Raw genomic sequence first — 20672 nt, 5'->3', positions numbered from 1 at the left:
TAAGGAGAGAATAAAAGTGAAAAAGAACAATGGGGTTATTATATTATTATATTGTTTATTGGTATTTTTCATAGTATATTTTGCATTTATTCCAGTAATAAGTGTTATAGTATATGGAATGAATTTAGGATGCAAGATAGAAATTATATACAAATATATTGAAAGAGCATTATATTATTTAAAAAATAGCTTAGTGATTTCTTTTGTAGTGACATTCATTGCGACAAGTTGTGGCATGACCATAGCATTTACTTTAAGACGCCTAAAATTTAGAGGACGTAATATGCTGAGAATATTTTCATTATTGCCATTAATTCATCCACCATTTGTAGGAAGTATTGCATTTATTATGCTATTTGGGAGACGTGGTCTGATTAGTCATCAATTCTTTGGTTTAGACATAAGTCCCTATGGATGGAAAGGTGTTGTATTTATACAAGTTTTAGGATTAGGCGCATTGGCAAATATACTTATTTCAAGTGTTATAGAGAAAATGGATATTTCGTTAGAAGAAGCGGCGCGAAATTTAGGGGCGCAAGAGAAAAAAGTGTTTTTTACAGTCACATTACCTATGATGATTCCTGAAATATCAAGTACAGCACTATTAGTGTTTTTGGCATCCATGGCTGATTTTGGTACGCCACTCATTATTGGAGGGGATTTTCAGACATTAGCATCTGATATGTATATTCAAATCACAGGGATGTATAATATGCAAGGGGCGTCCATATCGGGGGTTTTCTTATTAATTCCATGTATATTTGCATTTGTATTACAGCGATATTATATTCAGAAACGAACGTATTTTACAGATGAAGTAGGCGCGAAAGATATTGAATATAAAGAAATAAAACCCTATGCAAAATATTTATTAATATTCTTTACTTCTCTTTTTATTGGATTGGTATTGTTAAAATACACATTTATAATAATCGGTGCTTTTACAAAGCAATGGGGATATGATTACACGTTTACATTGAGTCATTTCCAATCAATATTAAAAAGAGATTTTTCGTCTTTTATAAATAGTGTCAAATTAGCTACTTATGTTGCATTTATATCATCTTTTATAGGTGTAGTACTCGCGTATATTTTGCACAATAAGAGAGTACCTATGGCAGCATTTGTTGACTTTATGGCAGTTTTACCAGCAGCTGTTCCTGGAATACTATTTGGAATTAGCTATTTGGTTACTTTTAAGTATCCTGTACTTGGGATGGGTAGGTGGATCTTAAAAGATATAAAACCACTTGTGTTGTTGGGAACTGAAATCATTATCTATATTATATGTATTGCTAGATATATGAATGTAGGGCTACGCGCAGGATCGGCATTACTGAAACATGTGAATTCAGATTTAGAAAAAGCAGCATATAACTTAGGCGCAAGTGAGACAAAAACATTTTTTACCGTAATAATGCCTTTGCTAAAAGATGCATTCTTTGCTTCGTTTTTTAAGAATTTTTCGACTACAATGACTACATTAGGGGCAATCATATTTTTACTATTGCCAAAAAATAAAGTAGCGGTACAGCAGATATTTCAAATAATAACGAGCAGTGCTATGGGAGAAGCCTCTGCAATGGCGTTATTGTTATCCTTATTATGTTTGATAATGTTAGGTTTTTTCTATGTGCTTTTTTATGGAGGTTCATTATGGCATAAAATGAAAGAGGGTAGAGGGGTTTGGAAATCGTATTAAAAAATATAATAAAGAAGTATGGAGATGTAGCTGCTGTTAAGAATATATCTTTAGAAGTGAAACAAGGGGAATTGGTTGCATTATTAGGGCCTTCTGGATGTGGAAAAACAACTTTACTACGTATTATTGCAGGATTGGTTCCATTGGATAGTGGAAAAATTTTCTTTGACGGAAAAGATGTTACTACATGGTCATCACAGCAGAGAAATGCAGCCATGGTTTTTCAAAATTATGCACTATTTCCATATTTAAATGTAGAGCAAAATATTGCTTATGGATTAAAGGTAAGAAAACGATCAAAAAGTGAAATTGAAAAACGTGTTAGATCTCTACTTGAACGTGTTGCGTTAAGTGGTCTTGAAAAAAGGGATATCCAAGAATTAAGTGGTGGACAAAAGCAACGGGTAGCTCTTGCAAGGGCACTCGTTGTGGAGCCAAATATTTTGTTGTTTGATGAACCATTAAGTAATTTGGATGAAAAATTACGGGTAAGCATGCGGCAAGAAATAAGAAAAATTCAGAAGGACATAGGTATAACAAGTATATATGTAACACATGATCAGAAAGAAGCACTGGCTATAGCGGATAGAATTGTAGTGATGAATAAAGGTGAAATTCAACAAATTGTAAAACCAGATGAACTATATTATAAACCAGCAAATACATTTGTAGCCAGTTTTATAGGGCATGCAAATCTGATAGAGATCCCTGTACTAAAAGATGAAAACAATGAAAAAATAGCTAAACTATTTGGGAAAATAGTTAAAATAGATAAACTTGATGAAGAAATAAAAAATATTATAGCTCTATTAAGACCAGAGGAAATAAAATTAACAAATGAAGGGATCCAAGCAAAAGTGATAGGTCACGAAAATTTAGGAAGCATCTATAGATATAAGGTGAAAGTTGAAACCTATGAAATAATCGTAGATGTGTTAAATCGTAGAAGAAATAGAATATTGAATATTGGAGATTGCGTCCATTTAGATTTTGATGAAAAATCAGTACATGTGCTATATAATTAGTACATGAATTATTAATGAGAAAGAGTGGGTTTTATGATTATAGATTTGCATTTTCATACACGACAGTATTCATCTTGTAGTCACATCGATATGGAAGAGGGAATAAAATATGCGAAAGATATAGGCTTAGATGGAATATGTATTACAGATCATGACAGTAATGAAGCACATAGATTTGCTAAAGAATTCGAAAAAAAGTATGGAATAATCGTTATTGTTGGTATGGAGATCTTGACTTATGAAGGAGATATCCTCTGTTTTGGGATGAATAAGGTACCAGAAAATAAAATGCATGCCCAGCAGTTAATTGATTTAGTCAACTTAAAAGGAGGGGTAACAATAAGTGCCCACCCTTTTAGAAATAATGGTAGAGGTCTAGGAGATCATATCAGTAATTTAAAGAATCTCTCAGCTATAGAAAGTTTCAATGGAAATACTTCTTATGAGAATAACCTAAAAGCAGATACCCTTGCAAATAAACGAAATATTCCATGTGTAGGAGCAAGTGATGCACATCAATTAAATAATATTGGTATGTATGCAACAAAATTTTTTGAATGTATTCAAAATGAAAAAGACTTAATAGATGCTATGAAAAGTAGAAGAATGATGCCTGTATACTATGATTATAAAAGAAAAGCATTTAGGCAAATAAGATGATAGATTTATAAGTATAAAGGACATAAATATTGTCGTGCGTGGCTACAGTATAATAATGTGAGAATGAAGCTATTGAGTCCTCAAAATCATTTGAAATAGGATTTTCAAAAAAGTCACTTCAAAAAATATAGCAGAAACTATAAAATAAAAAGATAGCATGTTATAATAAACGATTATTCAATAAAATAGTTGAGGTGAAAAGTATATGGCAAAAAACAAAGTTTATGCAGTTCGAAAAGGAAGAAACAGAGGGCTATTTAATACATGGGAAGCGTGTCAAAAGCAAATACAGGGATATTCAGGAGCAGAATACAAAAGCTTTAAAGAATTAGAAGATGCTCAAAGGTATATGGAAAATGCAGTAAAAGAAAAGGAAGCAAAAACCATAGAGAATTTAAATGATGACGAAATGATAGCGTACGTGGATGGAAGCTATGAAGATCAAATGAAAAGTTGTAGTTATGGGGGCATTACTTTTTTTCAAGGGGAAAAACATGTTTTTTCAGGAAGAGAAAAGGATTTGAAACTTTTAGAGATGAGAAATGTAGCAGGAGAAATCAAAGGCGCTAGACTGGCTATGGCATATGCAATTAGTAAAAATGCAAAAACCCTTTATCTATATTATGATTATGAAGGAATTGAAAAATGGGCAACTTCTGCTTGGCAAGCACGTAAAGAAGGGACAAAAGATTATAAGAAATATTACGATGGAATTGCACAAAATTTAGAGGTCGTATTTATAAAAGTAAAAGCCCATAGTGGAGATCAATATAATGAAGAAGTAGACCAATTAGCAAAAGATGCTTTATATAAACAGTAAATGGGCCATTTTTTTTAAATAACAAGTCAAAGGTACAATTCGCTACACGAATTATAGTAATGCTTGATAAGGGAGTTGGGAATATGGCTAAAGTAAAAAAGACAAATCCGATGCGGATTTTAGAACAGAAAAAAATAAATTATAATATGATTACTTATGATAAACGGGATGGAAAAATTGATGGTATTTCTGTTGCAAAAAAAATTTCAAAAGATCCTAAACTTGTCTATAAAACATTGGTAACACAAGGAAACAGTAATATCTATGTATTTGTAATACCTGTATCAGAGGAATTAGATTTAAAAAAGGCTGCAAAGGTGGCTGGCGAAAAGAAAATTGAGATGATACCGATGAAGGATATTTTAAAGTACACAGGATACATTAGAGGCGGATGTTCTCCAATAGGAATGAAAAAGCAGTATAAAACCTTTATAGATGAAACTGCTTGTGAGATAGAAGATATTATTGTAAGTGGTGGGAAAATAGGTATGCAGATTGAGATGGGGGTAGATCAATTGATTGAAGCAGTTGAAGGAGAATTTGGAGATGTAATTTGTTAAAAGGGTTAGGTTTGAATGATTCACTTATTCAAACCTGACCCTTTTATGTTTGAATTACAGTCCATATCTTTTGACACAAGGGTCAAATTATTTGCGTATAATAAAATAGAAAGAGGAATAAAGCAGGAGGAGAAACAATGTCATTTTTTAATCTGCCGCCAGAACAATTTACGCTATTAGCATATTTAGTTGGTGCACTGCTAGCACAAAATTTAGACTCAGATGAACAAAACTCTTTAGGTAACTTTGTTGAAGCGGTTGGGCAGGCAATTTTAACAATTGCTGCACAGGAACAACTGCAACAGTCACAGAATAATAATGCCCAAATGTGTGAAGAAGTTGCGTTGATAAAAAAACAGATAGAGTTGCTTGAACGTAAATTGAAAAGATAATCAAGTATTCCTTTTATTTTTCTGGATTTTCTACCTCATATATTAACAGTAATACGAGACGGATCATACTATATTAAAAAAAGTGGTAAGAGGGAGTCCTCTTGCATATTTTGAATAAGGATTTAAAATCTATTCTGTATTCAGATAGTTTTATAGATATTTCAAGTAATGGTTTTATAGGGACAGAGAAATTTAATGAAATAATCATCAGATAAAAGGAATCTAAAATTCCTTTTAAGATTAACTATTCTCCAAAGTTTATAAAATTTAAGATTATAATGCATATTAATTCAACGACTAGTATAAAAGCGAACAGAGGATATGTTATCCCTGTGATATAAAAAAGGAGGAATTTGATTGAGCCTTCCCCAAAATGTAAAACATGATCTGTTGCTAGTAATCGTTTCTATGTTATTTATTCTTTTTGTAACAGGATGTGCAGGTACTGGTGAGATATCAGCTGAACCAGAGATTATTCCAGCGTAAAGCGTGCATGTAATAATATGAAAAAAGGAGGAGGGGTGAGTGGCTTCTAAAGACCCAATGGATCTACTTTTAAAAACAGTAATGGAACAGCTTGGCGTAAAAGAAGAATATGCAAATATAAACAGAACATGTGGAAATAAAAAGTGCGGTAATGCTAATTTAACGCCAGGTCAAATACTAATCATATTAGGACTGCTAGGAGGCGTATTAGAAGTAGATTCTATTACAATAGATAAAAGCCAAGAAGTGAATATTCTTCTAGTGGGATCACTCAAAAGGCCAAAAGCGAAGACACAATTAGAACAAATTATGGATCAAATAGGAAGTCTTCCGTTCGATCAAGTCATGAAAAACATATTAGGAAGATATTAACGAAATACGTAATCATGAGTGTCATGCTTAAGCGTGAATAGTATTTTAAAAAGACGATTATTGAAGAAAATATATAAGCTTCTTTATTTATAATAGAGAGTGGGTCTATAGATATCTGTAGATAAAATTATGAACAAGTATAAGATATTGGAGAATACAAAGGAAAGAAAGGAGGATGAGATATTTGATTCTTTTTTTATCTCCAAAATAAAAGATATTAAAGAATGATACAATAAAATTTGTAAATATTTACTACATATGATATAATAAAAAAGTTAGTTTGTTATTTAGATGAATAGGAGTAGCGTATAACCAAATAATTTTTTACAATAATCTTATCGTTATTTTCGAAATTATTATAAAGATGCTTTTCATCCAATATCTAAGAATCACAAGAACTTAGATATCTTTCTTCTTTTATCGCACAAATCCGCAGAAATATTTGATTGAATAAAAGTAGATTTACTCTATGCTTAAATTCCCTATAAAAAGTATTTAAATGAATCATTGCATTATTTTAAAATACAGATCTTTTCTAGCATATGTTTTATTCGCGCATGCGCAATAGATGTACATATTTTATGGAAAGTAACGAAACTGTAATGATGAAAGATACTTAAATAAAGGATGATTTACTAACCTGTAGCAACGATGTTAGTTTTTTTGTTTTGCAATAGATGCCAAATAAACAAATAACAGGTACATGACGCTAAGGATACGATGCATGAGATCGCGTTTTAAGATAAATAACACATGAACAAAAAAGAAAATTAAAGGAGATGTTTAAATGATACAAAGTATAATATTTACGCTGGTAGGTCTGTTTTTAATAACGGCCTTTACTAATATTTTAGCAACCTTAAAAACCATATTGATATCTAAAAAAATTATGAATCCTGTTTATATGTTAGTATTTGTAGATGCTATGATTTTTGCAACTGTCGTTGCCAAAATGAATAGTGAAAAGGGACTACATTTTACCATTGCTTATGCATTAGGAAAGACGATGGGCGTTTTTATTGGGGGAAAGATTGAAGAACGTTTGGCACTCGGTATTTTAGAGGTCGATGTATTTTTAAATGATAAAAATAAGATGATCGAAATTGCAGAAAAACTTAGAGAAGCAGGCTATACAGTGAATAATTATCTAGCGAGAGGGAATAACGGAGACAGAAGATACAAAGTGGAAGTGGTAATTAAGAGAAAAGAATTCAAAATACTAGAAGACATTATGGATGGATGTGGTGTGGAGCATCCCACATTAAAAATCAAAAACCTCAACAAAGTAGAGGGAAAAATTACCACTACCAGAATAAAAACTGTTTAAACTAGCGAGGGAGATTGTCTTGAAGGATCTATTTCTTCAAGACGATCCCCTTTTTATGTGATCATTTCTATGAAGTTTTAGTCCGAAATTCAGTTTTACAGATGTTTTGTTTTTTGTACTATGGGTATATATTGAATAGATAGATTTTAAATAAATAAAATCAACAATAATATTATATACAATATTTAAAAATATGGTAAGATAAGAATAAAAAACTTGAAAAACGGAGGCGAAAAATGTTTAGTCATTTTAAAATCAGAACGAAAATAGGTATGTTATCAATGCTATTGATGGTGTTTATTGTTTTAATGGGTGGTGCTGGGTATAAGAATATTACAAAAGCAAATCAAGATATGACGACGATGTATAAGGATAGTCTGATTGCTATTAAACTACTTAATGAGAACATGGCCCATCAAAGAGCGATTGAAGCAGATCTTTACAGCATTATACTACATATAGATGAACCGCAAGAACAAAAATCTAGAGTAGAAGATATCAATAATCGGGCAGATGATTTTGGTAAAAATTTCAAAATATTTAAATCGACTGATCTAGATCAATTTGAAACCGATATGATTCAAACGTTAGAAGCTAATCTTGAAAAGTATAAAGCGGGTAGAGAAGTGGTTATAGCGATTGCTATGAAGGGAAATGGAGAAGAAGCACATCAAGCTTATGATAAAATTGAAAAAGTTGCAAAGGATTTTCAACAAAACTTAGTAGATTTAGCGGATTATAATATGAAAGAAGCTGAAGCATTAAAGAATCAAAATGATGTTGACTATGGGAATACAATGAAATTTTTTGTAGGCTTATTTGTAATCGCGTTATTACTTTCTATAATCGCTACATTATTCATATCAAAAGCGATTAGTTTACCGATTGTTTTAGGAATCAATCATATTATGGGAGTGGCAAACTATGATATTACAAAAGATGTACCAAGTGTTTTTATGGATAGAAAAGATGAAACGGGTGATTTAGCAAGAGCTATACAAAAGATTGAAGAAAATCTAAGGGAAGTGTTACAAAAAATAGGCAGTACCTCAGAGCAAGTTGCGGCTTCATCCGAGGAATTAACAGCTACAGCGCAACAATCTGCAACAGCAGCACAAGAAGTTGCAAAAACAATAGAAGAAATGGCTAAAGGAGCTACAGATCAGGCACAGAGTACAATGGAAGGATCAGAAAAATTAACGATGCTTGGAAATATTATAGAAGAAGATAAAGAACATATAAGTGCTTTAAAAAAAGCGTCGAATAAGGTAAATGCATTAATCCAACAAGGGTTAGAGATCCTTGAAGCCTTATCTATTAAAACAAAAGAAAGTAGCAATGCAACAGGGGATGTATATGAGAGCATTAAAAAGACGAATGAAAGTTCAGAGAAAATCAGCGAAGCGAGTAATTTAATCGCATCTATTGCAGAACAAACAAATTTACTTGCACTCAATGCAGCGATTGAAGCAGCAAGAGCAGGAGAACATGGAAAAGGATTTGCAGTGGTAGCAGAAGAAATTAGAAAACTTGCAGAACAATCTACAGATTCAACGAAGATTATTGATGATATGATCAAATCTTTACAACAAGACTCAGAAAAGGCAGTTGAAATTATGCAAGAGGTTGGATTAATCATCAAAGAACAGATGGAGAAGATGAATCTTACAGAAAGCAAGTTTAAAGAAATGACAGAAGCACTCAAAGGTTCGAGAAAAGCTGTAGAAACAATCACTGAGGCTGGAATAGAGATGCAACAAAAGAAAGAAGAAGTACTAGATACGATGGAAATGGTTTCAGCAGTAGCACAAGAAAATGCAGCAGGAACACAAGAAGCGAGCGCTTCGATGGAAGAACAAACCGCTTCTATGGATGAGATTGCAAATGCGAGTGAAGGATTATCCGAGTTATCTCAACAACTACAAGGATTGATTGCTAAATTTAAAATGTAGGATAGCATTGAAAAAAATAGGGAATAGAATATTTGTCATGCGTTGGGAAAAACATAAAAACTACTTTGAGTATAATGCAAGAAGTAGTTTTTTATGATATCAAGAAATATATAGCCATATAAGGAAGATCAGACCATAGAAAGACTATTGACGATGACGTAGAACTAAGCTATATTATAAGAAATATGAGAATGTGAAGGAGAAGGATATGGAACAGATTAAAAAATTTATCAGTTACTATAAGCCATATAAAGACTTATTTTTTGCAGATCTATTTTGTGCATTGATATTATCGGGCATAGACCTTGTGTTTCCACTAGCGGTGAGATACCTGATCAATGATGTATATATACTGAAAGATTCAGAAAAAATTATTCAGACTGTAACTTATATAGGTATTGGATTGTTTATTTTATATATCATTCGGTATTTTTGTCAGTATTTCATTACTTCGTGGGGACATATTATGGGGGCTAGAATGGAAGCGGATATGAGACGTGATATTTTTGATCATCTACAAAAGTTATCTTTTTCTTATTATGATGAACACAACACAGGAAAACTTATGTCAAGAATTATTACAGATTTATTTGATATATCAGAGCTCGCCCACCACGGACCGGAAGATCTATTTATTTCAATCATAAAAATAACAGGAGCGTTCGTGATACTATTGACGATTCATACAAAGATTAGTTTGATTCTTTTGTTTTTCACTTTTGTTATGTTGTATTTTTCGTACTTTTATAATAAAAGAATGAGAAAAGTATTCAGAAAAAATAGAGAAAAGATCGCAAATGTAAATGCCCAAATACAAGATACGCTCGCAGGAATAAGAGTAGTAAAATCCTTTGCCAATGAGGATCTAGAAAATTTTAAATTTAGTAATGGAAATGTGGCATTTTTAGAAACAAAAGAAAATAGTTATTTTATCATGGGTAGATTTTTTAGTGGCAATAATTTTTTTCAAGGATTGTTATATCTTTGTGTAATTCTTTCAGCGGGAATATTTATAACCAAAGGAACTTTACAAACCTCTGATCTTATTGTTTATATTTTATATATCAATATCTTCTTAAAACCATTAGAAAAACTCATTAACTTCACAGAACAATTTCAAAGAGGCATTACTGGTTTTGAAAGATTTTTAGAAATCATCCAAACTAAACCAGATATAGAAGACAAAGAAGATGCGCAAGATTTTATAAATCCTAAGGGAAATATTTTATTAGATAATGTATCTTTTCGTTATAATGAGAAGCATAATATTTTAAAGCATATCAATATAAAAATTTTGGTTGGAAAAACCGTCGCGCTTGTAGGTCCTTCCGGTGGCGGAAAAACGACACTTTGTAGCCTTATCCCTAGGTTTTATGAAATCAATGATGGCGCAATCACCATAGATGGGATGGATATAAGAAATATAAAACTGAAAACTTTAAGAAACAATATAGGCATCGTGCAGCAAGATGTTTATATATTTTCAGGCACTATAAAAGAAAATATCGCTTATGGAAAGCCTGAGGGATCTGATAAAGAAATCATTGAATCGGCGAAAAAAGCAAATATTCATGATTTTATCATGACACTTGAACAGGGTTATGATACTTACGTTGGAGAAAGGGGTGTGAAATTATCAGGAGGACAAAAGCAACGACTTTCGATTGCACGTGTATTTCTAAAAAATCCGCCCATTCTTATTTTAGATGAAGCAACATCGGCGCTTGATAATGAAAGTGAAAGGTTTATACAAAAATCTTTAGAAGAACTATCAAAGAATAGAACCACTTTAGTGATTGCCCATAGACTAAGCACGATTAAAAATGCAGATGAAATCATTGTCCTTACAGATGAAGGGATCCAAGAAAAAGGAACCCATCATCAGCTTATAGAGAAAAATGGTATTTATGCGAATCTTTATAATATGCAGTTTGATGAAAAGTATACGTAATAGAAAGCTACTATCTTGCTCAAAAGCACTAAAATTTATTTTTATTTCAGTGGTTGCCTAATAGGAAATATTAAAAATATATGGTATAATATGTATTACACATAGAATATACAAAAAGTTACAAAATAATACAAAAAAATACAGCTATCTAAATCAATTGCATAACAAATGAAATTTTGCAGAGAGGATGATTTTTATGAAAAGCCTTAAATCTAAAATGATGGCAGTTATTATTCCTATGGTAATTCTAGCTATTGGATCAATTTCTATTTTTTCTTATTATTTTGCTAAAAATATTATTGTAAAGAATGCAAATGAGATATTGATTCAAACCTCACAAGCTTATGCTAATAAAATTGATGGATGGTTAACGATGCATTTAGAAATGATTGATAGTGTGAAAGAAGCTGTAGAAAAATCAGCATTAGCACCAGATGCTGAGCTTGATTATTTGAAGCATATGGTGAATAAATTCGACAATGTTTCAGATTTGTATATAGGGACTGTGGATGGACAAATGATTGATGGGGCAGGTTGGATTCCTCCAGATGACTATGACCCAAGGCAGCGGCCTTGGTATCAAGAGGGAATGAATAAGGATAAAATAAATTTTTCAAAACCCTTTTTAGATAAAGTTACAAAAGAAATGGTAGTGGGTGCTGTTGTTCAAATTGATCATTATGATGGTACGAAGAGAGGTGTTTTTTCAGGAGATGTTTCTTTATTTGTTGATGAACTTGTAACTGAATTTAGTGCAACATCAGAAGAACTTTTAGCATCATTAGAAAATGTGCTTGCAGCCATTGAGGGTGTAGCTTTAGCAGCGAACGAAGGCGCAGAAGGTACTACGGATATCGCAAATAGAATCTGTGATACAAATGATAAAGCAAATGAAGTAAGAACAATAGTTACTAAAACAAAGAAAAGTGCAGAAAAATTAAAGGTAGAAATAGATAGATTTAAAATATAAAGACAAGGATATAGGATTGCCTAAAAAATAGTGTACTTAGAAGCGTGTATGGAAAAAATTAAGCAGTAATAAGTCAACTAGGCTTCTAGTTGACTTTACTTTTTTCGTAACCAAATCATTGTTATAAGTGTAGTTATTGTGAATGGGCACCAGCAGAAGTCAAAAGGAAGGGAATGGCAGTTATGATATCTTAAAACATTCAATGGTGTGCATTAAATGCATCGCAATTTCATTTAAAGTTTGAGCAGTGCTCGCCACTTCTTCTGAAGATGCGCTTAATTCTTGTGAAGATGCGGATACTTGTTGTATTCCTGCTGAATTTTCTTCAGTAAGGCTACTTACTTTGGATACTTTTTCCATAAGTGTATCTTTTGATTGTATGATCTTATGCATAGCATGATGCGTTTTGTCCATAAAAGGGACAATGTTTTCTACAGATACTAATATATCTTTGAATGCTTTTAATGTTTTTTCAAGAGATGTAGTTTGTTCTTCAACAGATTGTGTAGCATTTTTTGAAGTATAAATCATTTCATTCGTATCTTTTGTGATGGAAGATACCAAGTTTATGATTTTTTCTGTAAATTGTTTGGATTCTTCTGCTAATTTTCGTACTTCTTCAGCGACTACTGAAAAACCTTTACCATGTTCCCCAGCTCTTGCTGCTTCAATGGCTGCATTGAGTGCTAGTAGATTTGTTTGCTCGGATATTGTGCAAATGATTTCGGTGATACCACTTATTTCATGGATTGAATGCGTCAGTGTTTTAACCTTTCCAACAACAAGTTCAAAGGCTTGTTTCATTTCATCTATAGATTTTACAAGCGTATTCATCTCTTGTTCACCGATAGTCGCTTTATTTGCTGCATTTTCTGTTTCTTTTTTTACATTTTGAAGTTCTAGATCTATATTTTCAATATTGTTTTTCAATTCAGAAAGTGAATCGACACTATCCTTTAAATCTTGTGATTGATTCGTTGCGCCATCCGCTACTTGAGACATGGTCATAGCGAGTTCCTGCGAAGATGCTGACATTTCTTCAGATATAGATGCTAAAGAATCAGAATTTGTTGTGGTTTGTGTAGATTTTTCAGTGATGTTTTGGATGATTTTTTTAACAGAATTCTCCATACATACTAAAGCGTTCGCCATCTCGCCGAGTTCATCTTTTCGATTAAGCTCTTTTTTAGAAATATCTTTTGTAAAATCACCATCTGCAATGAAATTCAAATGTATTTTCAATGAATTTAACAGCTTTACGATGTTGTTAGACATAAGAAATAATACGCTTCCAATTAGAATGAAGAATAAAATACCCACAGCGCTGACGAGGAGAATATTTTGTTTAACAGAAGCATATACGTCTTTCATGGACAATCCTACATTAATAGCCCCAACATGTTTTCCGTTTATTACAACAGGATATAATATATCATATACATTGACCTTTTCTCCCTCATAGAAAAACTCCGAAGAATAAGGTTTGCCATCTACTGCAGCTGTTTTGCTACCCGTATCAGTAAGATCTATGCCTATGCGATTTTTATTACTATGGGCAACTGCTTTTAAGTTTTTATCGATAAAAAGTGCATAAACAATATTTTTATTTTGCACTAAATTTTCGACCAATGTTTGATAATCGAATTTTTCAGTCAATGCTTGCAACTTATTCGCAAGTACACCAATTTGAATAGCACCACCATTTAAATTTTTTACATAACCATATTTATAATAATTTTCTGATACGGTGCTTTTTCTGCTCTCTTCTGATAAAAAGTCCTTTTGATTATTTAAAAAAGTAAACAAAACGTGATCTTTAGGAGCGATAAAACCTACATTTTCATCAAGATTTGAATACAAAATCTCTCCGTTTTTATCAAATACATTGATCTCATCGATTTCTAAATCTTTTGAAAACTGTTTTAAAAGTGCAGGACTTAATTGATTTTGATTAGATCGTACAAATTGTCCAACTTGCTTTATATCAGAATCAATTTTTTCGGTGATTACTTGTAAAGAAGTATTATTTTGTTCGATTTGCTTTGCAATTTGAGAAACGATTTCTAATCCGTCATTTTTCATTTGATGGATTAAACTTTTCCTCGTAGAATAGGATGAGATGCTACCGATACCTAAAATAGCAATGAAAAGGAGTATTAAAGGTAACGTAACTAATTTAAAGCGCATAGACATTTTTGTTGCTTTTTTTTTTGTTTGTTTCATAAAGGGATCCTCCAGTAATAGTAAATATATTTTGTACGAAAATTATACCATGTTTTGTAGAATTATGAAAATTAAATATCTAATAATGAGGAAATTGATACAGACTTTTTCTTAAGGGGTTTTGTATTGGAAAAATTAAGAGTAGATGAAATTGGTACTTTTAGATTATTTTACACTTTTTATGTTGAAAAATTATATATATATGTATATAATTGGCTGAGGTTGTTAATTATTGTATAAATTTGTATGAATTTGTATGAATTTATATAATTACAGATTATTTCAAATGGAAGGCCTTTCGTATGAGATAAAGAAATAAAGCATTCATGTTTCATAGGGATATTTGTGGCAAAAATAATGATGCCTGTGACGAAAGTTTTTAGAACTTAAGTCACAGGTGATATTATTCATATGTGATAAAATATGGAAATATCCTTTTTGAATAGATCATGTTTGTTTAGGATGTTAGGCAAAAGGTAGGGTATCTATAAAATGATTATAAAAAATGGGAGGTTTATTTTATGAAAAAAATAATAACAATGTTCGTACTAGTATGCCTATTAAGTAGCGCACTGATGGGCTGTGGTGATGGAAAAGTAGAAGAGACATTTGAAACATTAAATTGCGAAGATGGAGGGTTTACTGTAGATTTTCCAGGTAAGCCAGAGAATACGCCACAAACTATTCAAACAGCACTTGGTGATATAGTTATGAATACATACATGGTGGAGAAAGAGCATATAGCATATATTTGTACGTATAATGATTACCCTGAAGAGTTTATAAAAAAAACAGATACAAATGAGTTATTAATGAGTGGGTGTAATGGTGCAATAACAAATAGCAATGGAAAAAATGAGAAGATCACGGATATTACTTTAGGAGAATATCCTGGTAAAGATCTAATATTTGAAGGAGAAGAAGATGGAAATATGTTTAAAATACACCAAAAAATCTATATTGTAGGGAACAGAATGTATCAGTTAAATATAGCTACTGACAAGGAAGAAGAGAATAAAGAAAATATTAATAAATTTTTTGAGTCATTTAAACTCACGAGTAAATAATAAAATTTATCCAATGCCTAATTTTATACTAGCAAACAAAAGCAATAATATAAATTTGTGTAAAAAATCCTCGTTTTATCTAAATTTAGAAAAAATTACAAAAAATATGAAAGCGTCAGGTTTGAATAGGATCCTTATTCAAGGCTGACTTTTTTAAAAATTTTTTATTAGAATGTACAGATATTTACAAATTATGCATAATCGGGTATCCAAAAAAAGTACGAAATAGAAATGTTCGAAAACCGAAGTAAAAGGAGTTGAGTCAATGCATCGGATGATGAAAACAATTTTAAGTAGCACAACAGGTTAAATAGATCTTAGCTTATAGTATTACCTTGTTACTTTTAAATAATTAATTGTTATTTTTTAATATGGTCATATTTTGATAGAAATTTATCTAGTAATTGGCTTAATTCAATTACTTCTGAATTTAAAAGATTACCTTCGCTTTGTTTAATTAATTCATTTAATTTGCGTCTCGTGTTTTCGATTTGTGCTTTTATTAATTGTAATTCATTATTATAATTTTCCATTTTGTATACCTCGTTTCATCTAATATTTTTGATTTGTAAGGATTGATTTAACCTGTTGCACTATTTAAAATAATAATGAAAAAAAGTGAGAAAAATGTAAAAATACGGAGCAAATCATCAATAAAAGTAAATATTTAAGCGATATCAAAAAATATGTCTATAAGTACGACCAGATCAACCGTTGTTTAGATGACAATAGGGTATTTGCGTTGCAAGAAAAAATGGGTAAATTTAAAATAGAATCATAAAAGTAGTACTTAAATATCTTTAAAAATAAAAAGAGGATGAGAGAATCATCCTCTTTAATCATAGCAAATAAAATTTTATATTGAGTGTTGAGTGTGGAAGGTATGATTGATACATACGATGAAGAAGTGCGTGCATATAGGGCAGAAAGAATCAATGGGAAAGAGAATATAGAAATTGGTGGGGATAGATTTGCTGTCCCCTTATTATTTGTTTTTGTGCGCAATGTTTAAATATATGTTCTTCAATCTAAAGCATCTCTATAAATGCAGCCATTCTTGTGTTGAGCTGACCGATATCGGATGTTGAATAATCCGTTTCTATGCTTATATAAGGAAGCTCTTTTTCACCATTTACAAATTTCTTAATGTTTACTGTTTCAATGGCATAGGTATGACAGGCCTGAAGGATCACATCTACCACAGCATCAACTTGGTATGCATCAATCGCTTTGTTTAACATTTTTGCTCTATTTAGATTAGGAGACATACAGGAGCATCCAATTTTTAAGTATTTTTCTGCTAAAGCCTCATAAACGTCTGGATTAGATTCATCCACCATATCCTCAATAGCCTTAGCACCCATACAGTTTTCAAAGAACACGACTTGCGCGCCATTTTCTTCAATAGCTTTAACGACCTTTTCTGTTACACCACCAATTGGACAACCTGTTATAAGTATTCTAGGTTTGCTTTCAAGTTTTTTTCCTGCTGCATATTCAGCCTTTACTTTTTCAGTCAATGCATTGATATCATTTATATTCGCTTCTCTATCAAATTTAAAGGTACTACCGTAAAGAACCTTAAGAATGTCTTCACCTGATAGAGCTGGGGGATTCAATTTACCAAGGGAATAGAAATCCTTAAGTGCTTGTCTTTCTCTATTTTTTAGGTTAATCGCCTTTCTAATATCTTCTTCATTGATCTTGGTGTTAAACTGTTCCTCCATAACTTCCTTAAGCTGGATAATCTCATTTTTCCACATAGCAAAAGATTCTTTTGTAGTCGGGTTGTTTGGAAGCTGCATAATATGAACGGGTTTAAATTCTCCCATCAGTTCAAACATTTTCTTTTTTCCATCACAGGTAGTTTCACCAATTATCATATCACTAAAGTAAAAATATGGACATTTGTCTGTTTTTCCAAAGCCATAACTGGATTTGATTAAAGGACAAAGATTTCTTGGCAATTCCTTCTCGGCTTCACTGATTGTCTCATCAGAAGTAGCACAAAGAGATACAGTCGCTGCACCCATTGCAAGCGGAATTTCCTGTGGCATAAATGTGCAAAATGTACCAATCATAGGTTTGTTTTGTTTCTTAAAATCATTTGCTGCTATAAACCCATTTCTTCTTGCTTCTGAAAATTCTTCGAAAATTGCTGGTAGATCTTTTCTGATTTCCACTAAAATTCCTCCCTTTTATGAAATAACTCAAATTTTAATCAATCATTTATAAATATTTAATCCATATGCTATTCAAGTATCACATGTGCTTTAAATACAATCAAATCGAATAATTTTATAGCAACATGATGAATGATTAAAATTTTCTATAATCAAGTGCCTATAAAAAAATTGAATTTATTCCTTTATAATGTATCTTTTCTTTATGGTAAAGATGTAGCTTAATTCACTTGTAAACGAGTGTATATTGATTAATGTTATTGAAAAAAGCGATACAGTAACCATACTATATCGCTTTGCATTTATAATTTTTTTGAAAGTTCTTTTAAAACCTGTGCAGCTGAAGTTAATTCATCAATTGAAGCATTGATCTCCTCAAGGGCAGAAGCCTGATTTTCTATTGAAGATCTTGTTACATTCACTTTTTGTGCAATGTTGGTAACGGAATTTTCAATATTCTTTAATACACCCTCGATTTTTTTTATGGATTCGCTACTTGAACCAGCCATTTTTCTCCTCAAAATCTTCAATGTTTTTAGATGTAATTACATGATACGGAGATTTTATATGAGTAGAAATGGTAATCAATAGAATATTTACTATTTGTAGTTTATCATACTCTTAGGGTGATTTACTATAAAATGATAAGATTTATTTATAAAATTTTAGGGAACTTTAAGGCTTATTTTTCTAGATATGCTACTTATCAGTGATTTGCCACTATTGGTGTTAGTTTTATGCTTCGGTTAGATACTTTTGGTATTACTTCTAGATGGATATTTCTTATGTATCACTGCCCTTAATAGGCTCAATAAATTCAATCATACAAATGATAGCATGTGTAAATGGTTTGCTTTATTAAATTCATAGGAAATCTAAAATTTTGTAACAATTACAAAATATTGCCTTTATTGCAAAATTTCATGTTTTTTATTGACAGTACTTATTTTTTTCTATATCATAAATATTAATTTATTGACAGAATTTATAAATTTCAAATACGAAGGTGATTTTAATGTTCGTGCAAATGACAAAAAAATTCCAAATTCATATAGATTATTTTGACGATTACTTTAGCTGGGGCTTTTACTTTTTTAGCGCTTGTTTCTTTGCATACAAAAATAATATGTATAATTCTCTAAAGAGTCTTTCTAGAATACAGATAGAACCTTCATAAAAATGATTTTTGAAAGGATCATGATTATTTTTTATAAAGGAGACTCATTAGAATGGGTCTTTTTTTATATATAAAAGTATTAAGATATCTCTATTTACGACATGCTACCCAAATATTCTAAATAGGTGTGTACAGCCTATTAAAAAAACTAAAAACTTTAAGAGGTGAATAAAATGAATATACCATTGATAATTGTTTTATGCTATATAATTGCTTTATTTGCTATAAGTGCTTATGCTAGAAAGCTAGCTACAAGTGGATCTGAGGGCTTTATACTGGCGGGTAGAAAGCTTACTACGCCTTTAATTGCTGTTACTGTTACGGGTCTTGCTATCGGGGGTGCATCAACCATTGGTGTTGCAGAAAGTGCTTATAATGTTGGATTAGCTGCTGGGTGGTATAATGTAGCCTGGGGAGCAGGAGCTGTGGTTATGGGACTAGTTGCAGCAGGAAAATATAGAAAGCTTAATGTCTCTACGGTTCCAGAACTTTTTGAAAAATTTTATGACACAAAGGGCCGTGTCATATGTGTACTTAGTCAAATCGTAATACTATTGGTCATTACTTCTTTACAATATGTTGCAGGAGGAGCCATACTTACATCCTTATTACCTGATATATTTACTTTAAAATCCGGAATGATTATGAGTGCAGTCGTTTTTATAGGCATTACATTTATAGGTGGCATGTGGTCTGCAGGACTTTCGAATATATTAAACGTAGCTTTAATCTATATAGGGATTATATTTTCTGCCGTTGCTACAATTTCATCACAAGGCGGTTTAGAAAATATTGTATTAAAGATACCATCCGATATTGCATATCTACATCCTATAAATGGTTTAGGGTTAGCAGTTATAATGGGATGGTGTGCTGTTATGATGACCCAAACATTATCATTACAAGCAACTGTTCAGATCGCTTGTGGTGCAAAGGATGAGAAACATGCTAAACGCGGATTTGTTTTAGGGGGATTATTAATGCTTCCTATTGGTTTTTTAGCAGCGCTTATGGGGATCGCTGCAAAGGCTACTTATCCTGATATAAGTGCAACTATGGCACTTCCTAAGATTATCATGTCATTAAATCCGATAATGGCGGGTATAACTTTAGCAGCACTTTGGGCAGCTGATGTTTCAACAGCATGTAATTTACTTTTAGGTACTGCAACATTATTTTCACAAGATATTTATAAGCGTTTTATCAATCCAGATATTGACGATAAAAAATTTATGCGTATTAACAAAATGACTGTAGTAGTACTTGGTGTAATGACCTTTATATTGGCACTGACCATCGTAGGAATACTTAAAACATTACTTGTTGCCTTAAGTCTAACAACAGCATTTACTGTAACCTTCTTATTCACAATATTTGCACCGAGTGTATGCAGGAAGCATTCTGCATTTTATACCACATTGGTAGGCATATTTGTGTTGGTTTTATGGACATTTGTACCTTCTATAAGAATATTTTCACATGTTATCTATTTAGAATGGATCGTTTGTGTAGGAACATTTTTACTGGTTGCTATTTTTGATTCAGTAAAGATTCCTGATCTATATATAACGTATTAATGATTTAACACTGGGAAAAATTACAATAAAATATTCCGCCTCTCTGATGATATTATGTAAACATAATCTATAAAGGGAGGGATTGTGCATGTATACTGAAAATCATAATGAACAAGTAGAAATTAATGTTTTAAAAAAGCTATTACGAACGACTAATAATAAGCGTATGCATATCAGATATCAGGTGATACTTCTTCATTACAGAGGATATACAAATGTGCATATTTC

Annotated in this window: 19 protein-coding genes; 15 read left to right on the top strand and 4 right to left on the bottom strand. The window is 31.6% G+C overall.

Going from position 1 to position 20672, the window contains the following annotated elements; genetic code table 11:
* Positions 1 to 16: 16 nt before the first annotated feature.
* The 12 genes from EV214_RS06965 (at position 17) to EV214_RS06915 (ending at position 12217) form a co-directional block, all read left to right on the top strand.
* A complete protein-coding gene (locus EV214_RS06965; protein ID WP_132244123.1) occupies positions 17 to 1702 on the top strand; it encodes an ABC transporter permease in 1686 nt (561 codons plus the stop codon).
* Positions 1687 to 2727 carry an ABC transporter ATP-binding protein gene (locus EV214_RS06960; protein ID WP_132244121.1) on the top strand — a complete coding sequence of 347 codons (1041 nt, stop codon included), beginning with the start codon at positions 1687 to 1689 and terminating at the stop codon, positions 2725 to 2727. Before EV214_RS06965 ends, EV214_RS06960 begins: the two co-directional genes overlap by 16 nt.
* 33 nt (positions 2728 to 2760) lie before the next feature.
* A complete protein-coding gene (locus EV214_RS06955) occupies positions 2761 to 3387 on the top strand; it encodes a PHP domain-containing protein (protein WP_132244119.1) in 627 nt (208 codons plus the stop codon).
* Between the two features lie 205 nt (positions 3388 to 3592).
* Positions 3593 to 4207: a ribonuclease H1 domain-containing protein gene (locus EV214_RS06950; protein ID WP_132244117.1), complete on the top strand. Its 615-nt coding sequence runs from the start codon at positions 3593 to 3595 to the stop codon at positions 4205 to 4207.
* 83 nt (positions 4208 to 4290) lie between these two features.
* Positions 4291 to 4767, top strand: coding sequence for a Cys-tRNA(Pro) deacylase (ybaK, locus tag EV214_RS06945; protein ID WP_132244115.1), 477 nt, complete (start codon positions 4291 to 4293; stop codon positions 4765 to 4767).
* A gap of 137 nt (positions 4768 to 4904) precedes the next feature.
* Positions 4905 to 5159, top strand: coding sequence for a hypothetical protein (locus EV214_RS06940; RefSeq protein WP_132244113.1), 255 nt, complete (start codon positions 4905 to 4907; stop codon positions 5157 to 5159).
* A 357-nt stretch (positions 5160 to 5516) separates the two neighbouring features.
* Complete coding sequence (locus EV214_RS19360; protein ID WP_279233110.1) at positions 5517 to 5645, top strand: hypothetical protein; 129 nt, start codon at positions 5517 to 5519, stop codon at positions 5643 to 5645.
* A 39-nt stretch (positions 5646 to 5684) separates the two neighbouring features.
* Entirely contained in the window at positions 5685 to 6017 is a 333-nt protein-coding gene (locus EV214_RS06935) for a hypothetical protein (RefSeq protein ID WP_132244111.1), read from the top strand.
* A 787-nt stretch (positions 6018 to 6804) separates the two neighbouring features.
* Entirely contained in the window at positions 6805 to 7344 is a 540-nt protein-coding gene (locus EV214_RS06930) for a DUF5698 domain-containing protein (protein ID WP_132244109.1), read from the top strand.
* Between the two features lie 236 nt (positions 7345 to 7580).
* The gene (locus tag EV214_RS06925; RefSeq protein ID WP_132244107.1) at positions 7581 to 9296 is read left to right on the top strand and encodes a methyl-accepting chemotaxis protein; all 1716 of its coding nucleotides are present in this window, start codon (positions 7581 to 7583) and stop codon (positions 9294 to 9296) included.
* A 208-nt stretch (positions 9297 to 9504) separates the two neighbouring features.
* A complete protein-coding gene (locus EV214_RS06920; protein WP_132244105.1) occupies positions 9505 to 11247 on the top strand; it encodes an ABC transporter ATP-binding protein in 1743 nt (580 codons plus the stop codon).
* Positions 11248 to 11443: 196 nt separating this feature from the next.
* A complete protein-coding gene (locus tag EV214_RS06915) occupies positions 11444 to 12217 on the top strand; it encodes a methyl-accepting chemotaxis protein (RefSeq protein ID WP_207669641.1) in 774 nt (257 codons plus the stop codon).
* Positions 12218 to 12397: 180 nt separating this feature from the next.
* On the opposite strand, the gene EV214_RS06910 is transcribed toward EV214_RS06915, so the two are convergent.
* Positions 12398 to 14440 carry a methyl-accepting chemotaxis protein gene (locus EV214_RS06910; RefSeq protein ID WP_132244101.1) on the bottom strand — a complete coding sequence of 681 codons (2043 nt, stop codon included), beginning with the start codon at positions 14438 to 14440 and terminating at the stop codon, positions 12398 to 12400.
* A gap of 521 nt (positions 14441 to 14961) precedes the next feature.
* Between EV214_RS06910 and EV214_RS06905 the strand changes: the two genes are divergently transcribed.
* Positions 14962 to 15507: a hypothetical protein gene (locus EV214_RS06905; RefSeq protein ID WP_132244099.1), complete on the top strand. Its 546-nt coding sequence runs from the start codon at positions 14962 to 14964 to the stop codon at positions 15505 to 15507.
* A gap of 359 nt (positions 15508 to 15866) precedes the next feature.
* Here EV214_RS06905 and EV214_RS06900 read toward each other — a convergent pair whose 3' ends face one another.
* Positions 15867 to 16040 (bottom strand): aspartyl-phosphate phosphatase Spo0E family protein, encoded by a 174-nt coding sequence (locus EV214_RS06900; protein WP_132244097.1) that lies wholly within the window; start codon positions 16038 to 16040, stop codon positions 15867 to 15869.
* A gap of 350 nt (positions 16041 to 16390) precedes the next feature.
* On the opposite strand from EV214_RS06900, the gene EV214_RS19355 reads away from it, so the two are divergent.
* Positions 16391 to 16519: a hypothetical protein gene (locus EV214_RS19355; protein WP_279233109.1), complete on the top strand. Its 129-nt coding sequence runs from the start codon at positions 16391 to 16393 to the stop codon at positions 16517 to 16519.
* Positions 16520 to 16535: 16 nt separating this feature from the next.
* Here the strand turns inward: EV214_RS19355 and EV214_RS06895 are convergent, their stop codons facing one another.
* Complete coding sequence (locus EV214_RS06895) at positions 16536 to 17690, bottom strand: double-cubane-cluster-containing anaerobic reductase (protein ID WP_132244095.1); 1155 nt, start codon at positions 17688 to 17690, stop codon at positions 16536 to 16538.
* A gap of 302 nt (positions 17691 to 17992) precedes the next feature.
* Entirely contained in the window at positions 17993 to 18199 is a 207-nt protein-coding gene (locus EV214_RS06890; protein ID WP_132244093.1) for a hypothetical protein, read from the bottom strand.
* 841 nt (positions 18200 to 19040) lie between these two features.
* On the opposite strand from EV214_RS06890, the gene EV214_RS06885 reads away from it, so the two are divergent.
* Complete coding sequence (locus EV214_RS06885) at positions 19041 to 20444, top strand: sodium:solute symporter family protein (protein WP_132244091.1); 1404 nt, start codon at positions 19041 to 19043, stop codon at positions 20442 to 20444.
* Positions 20445 to 20672 lie beyond the last annotated feature (228 nt).

Origin of the sequence: Marinisporobacter balticus, assembly GCF_004345705.1 — a bacterium.
In the GTDB taxonomy this organism is placed as follows: Bacteria; Bacillota; Clostridia; order Peptostreptococcales; family Thermotaleaceae; genus Marinisporobacter; species Marinisporobacter balticus.
The sequence above is the reverse complement of the archived record's forward strand: the minus strand, read 5'-3'. Positions and strand labels throughout refer to the sequence as shown.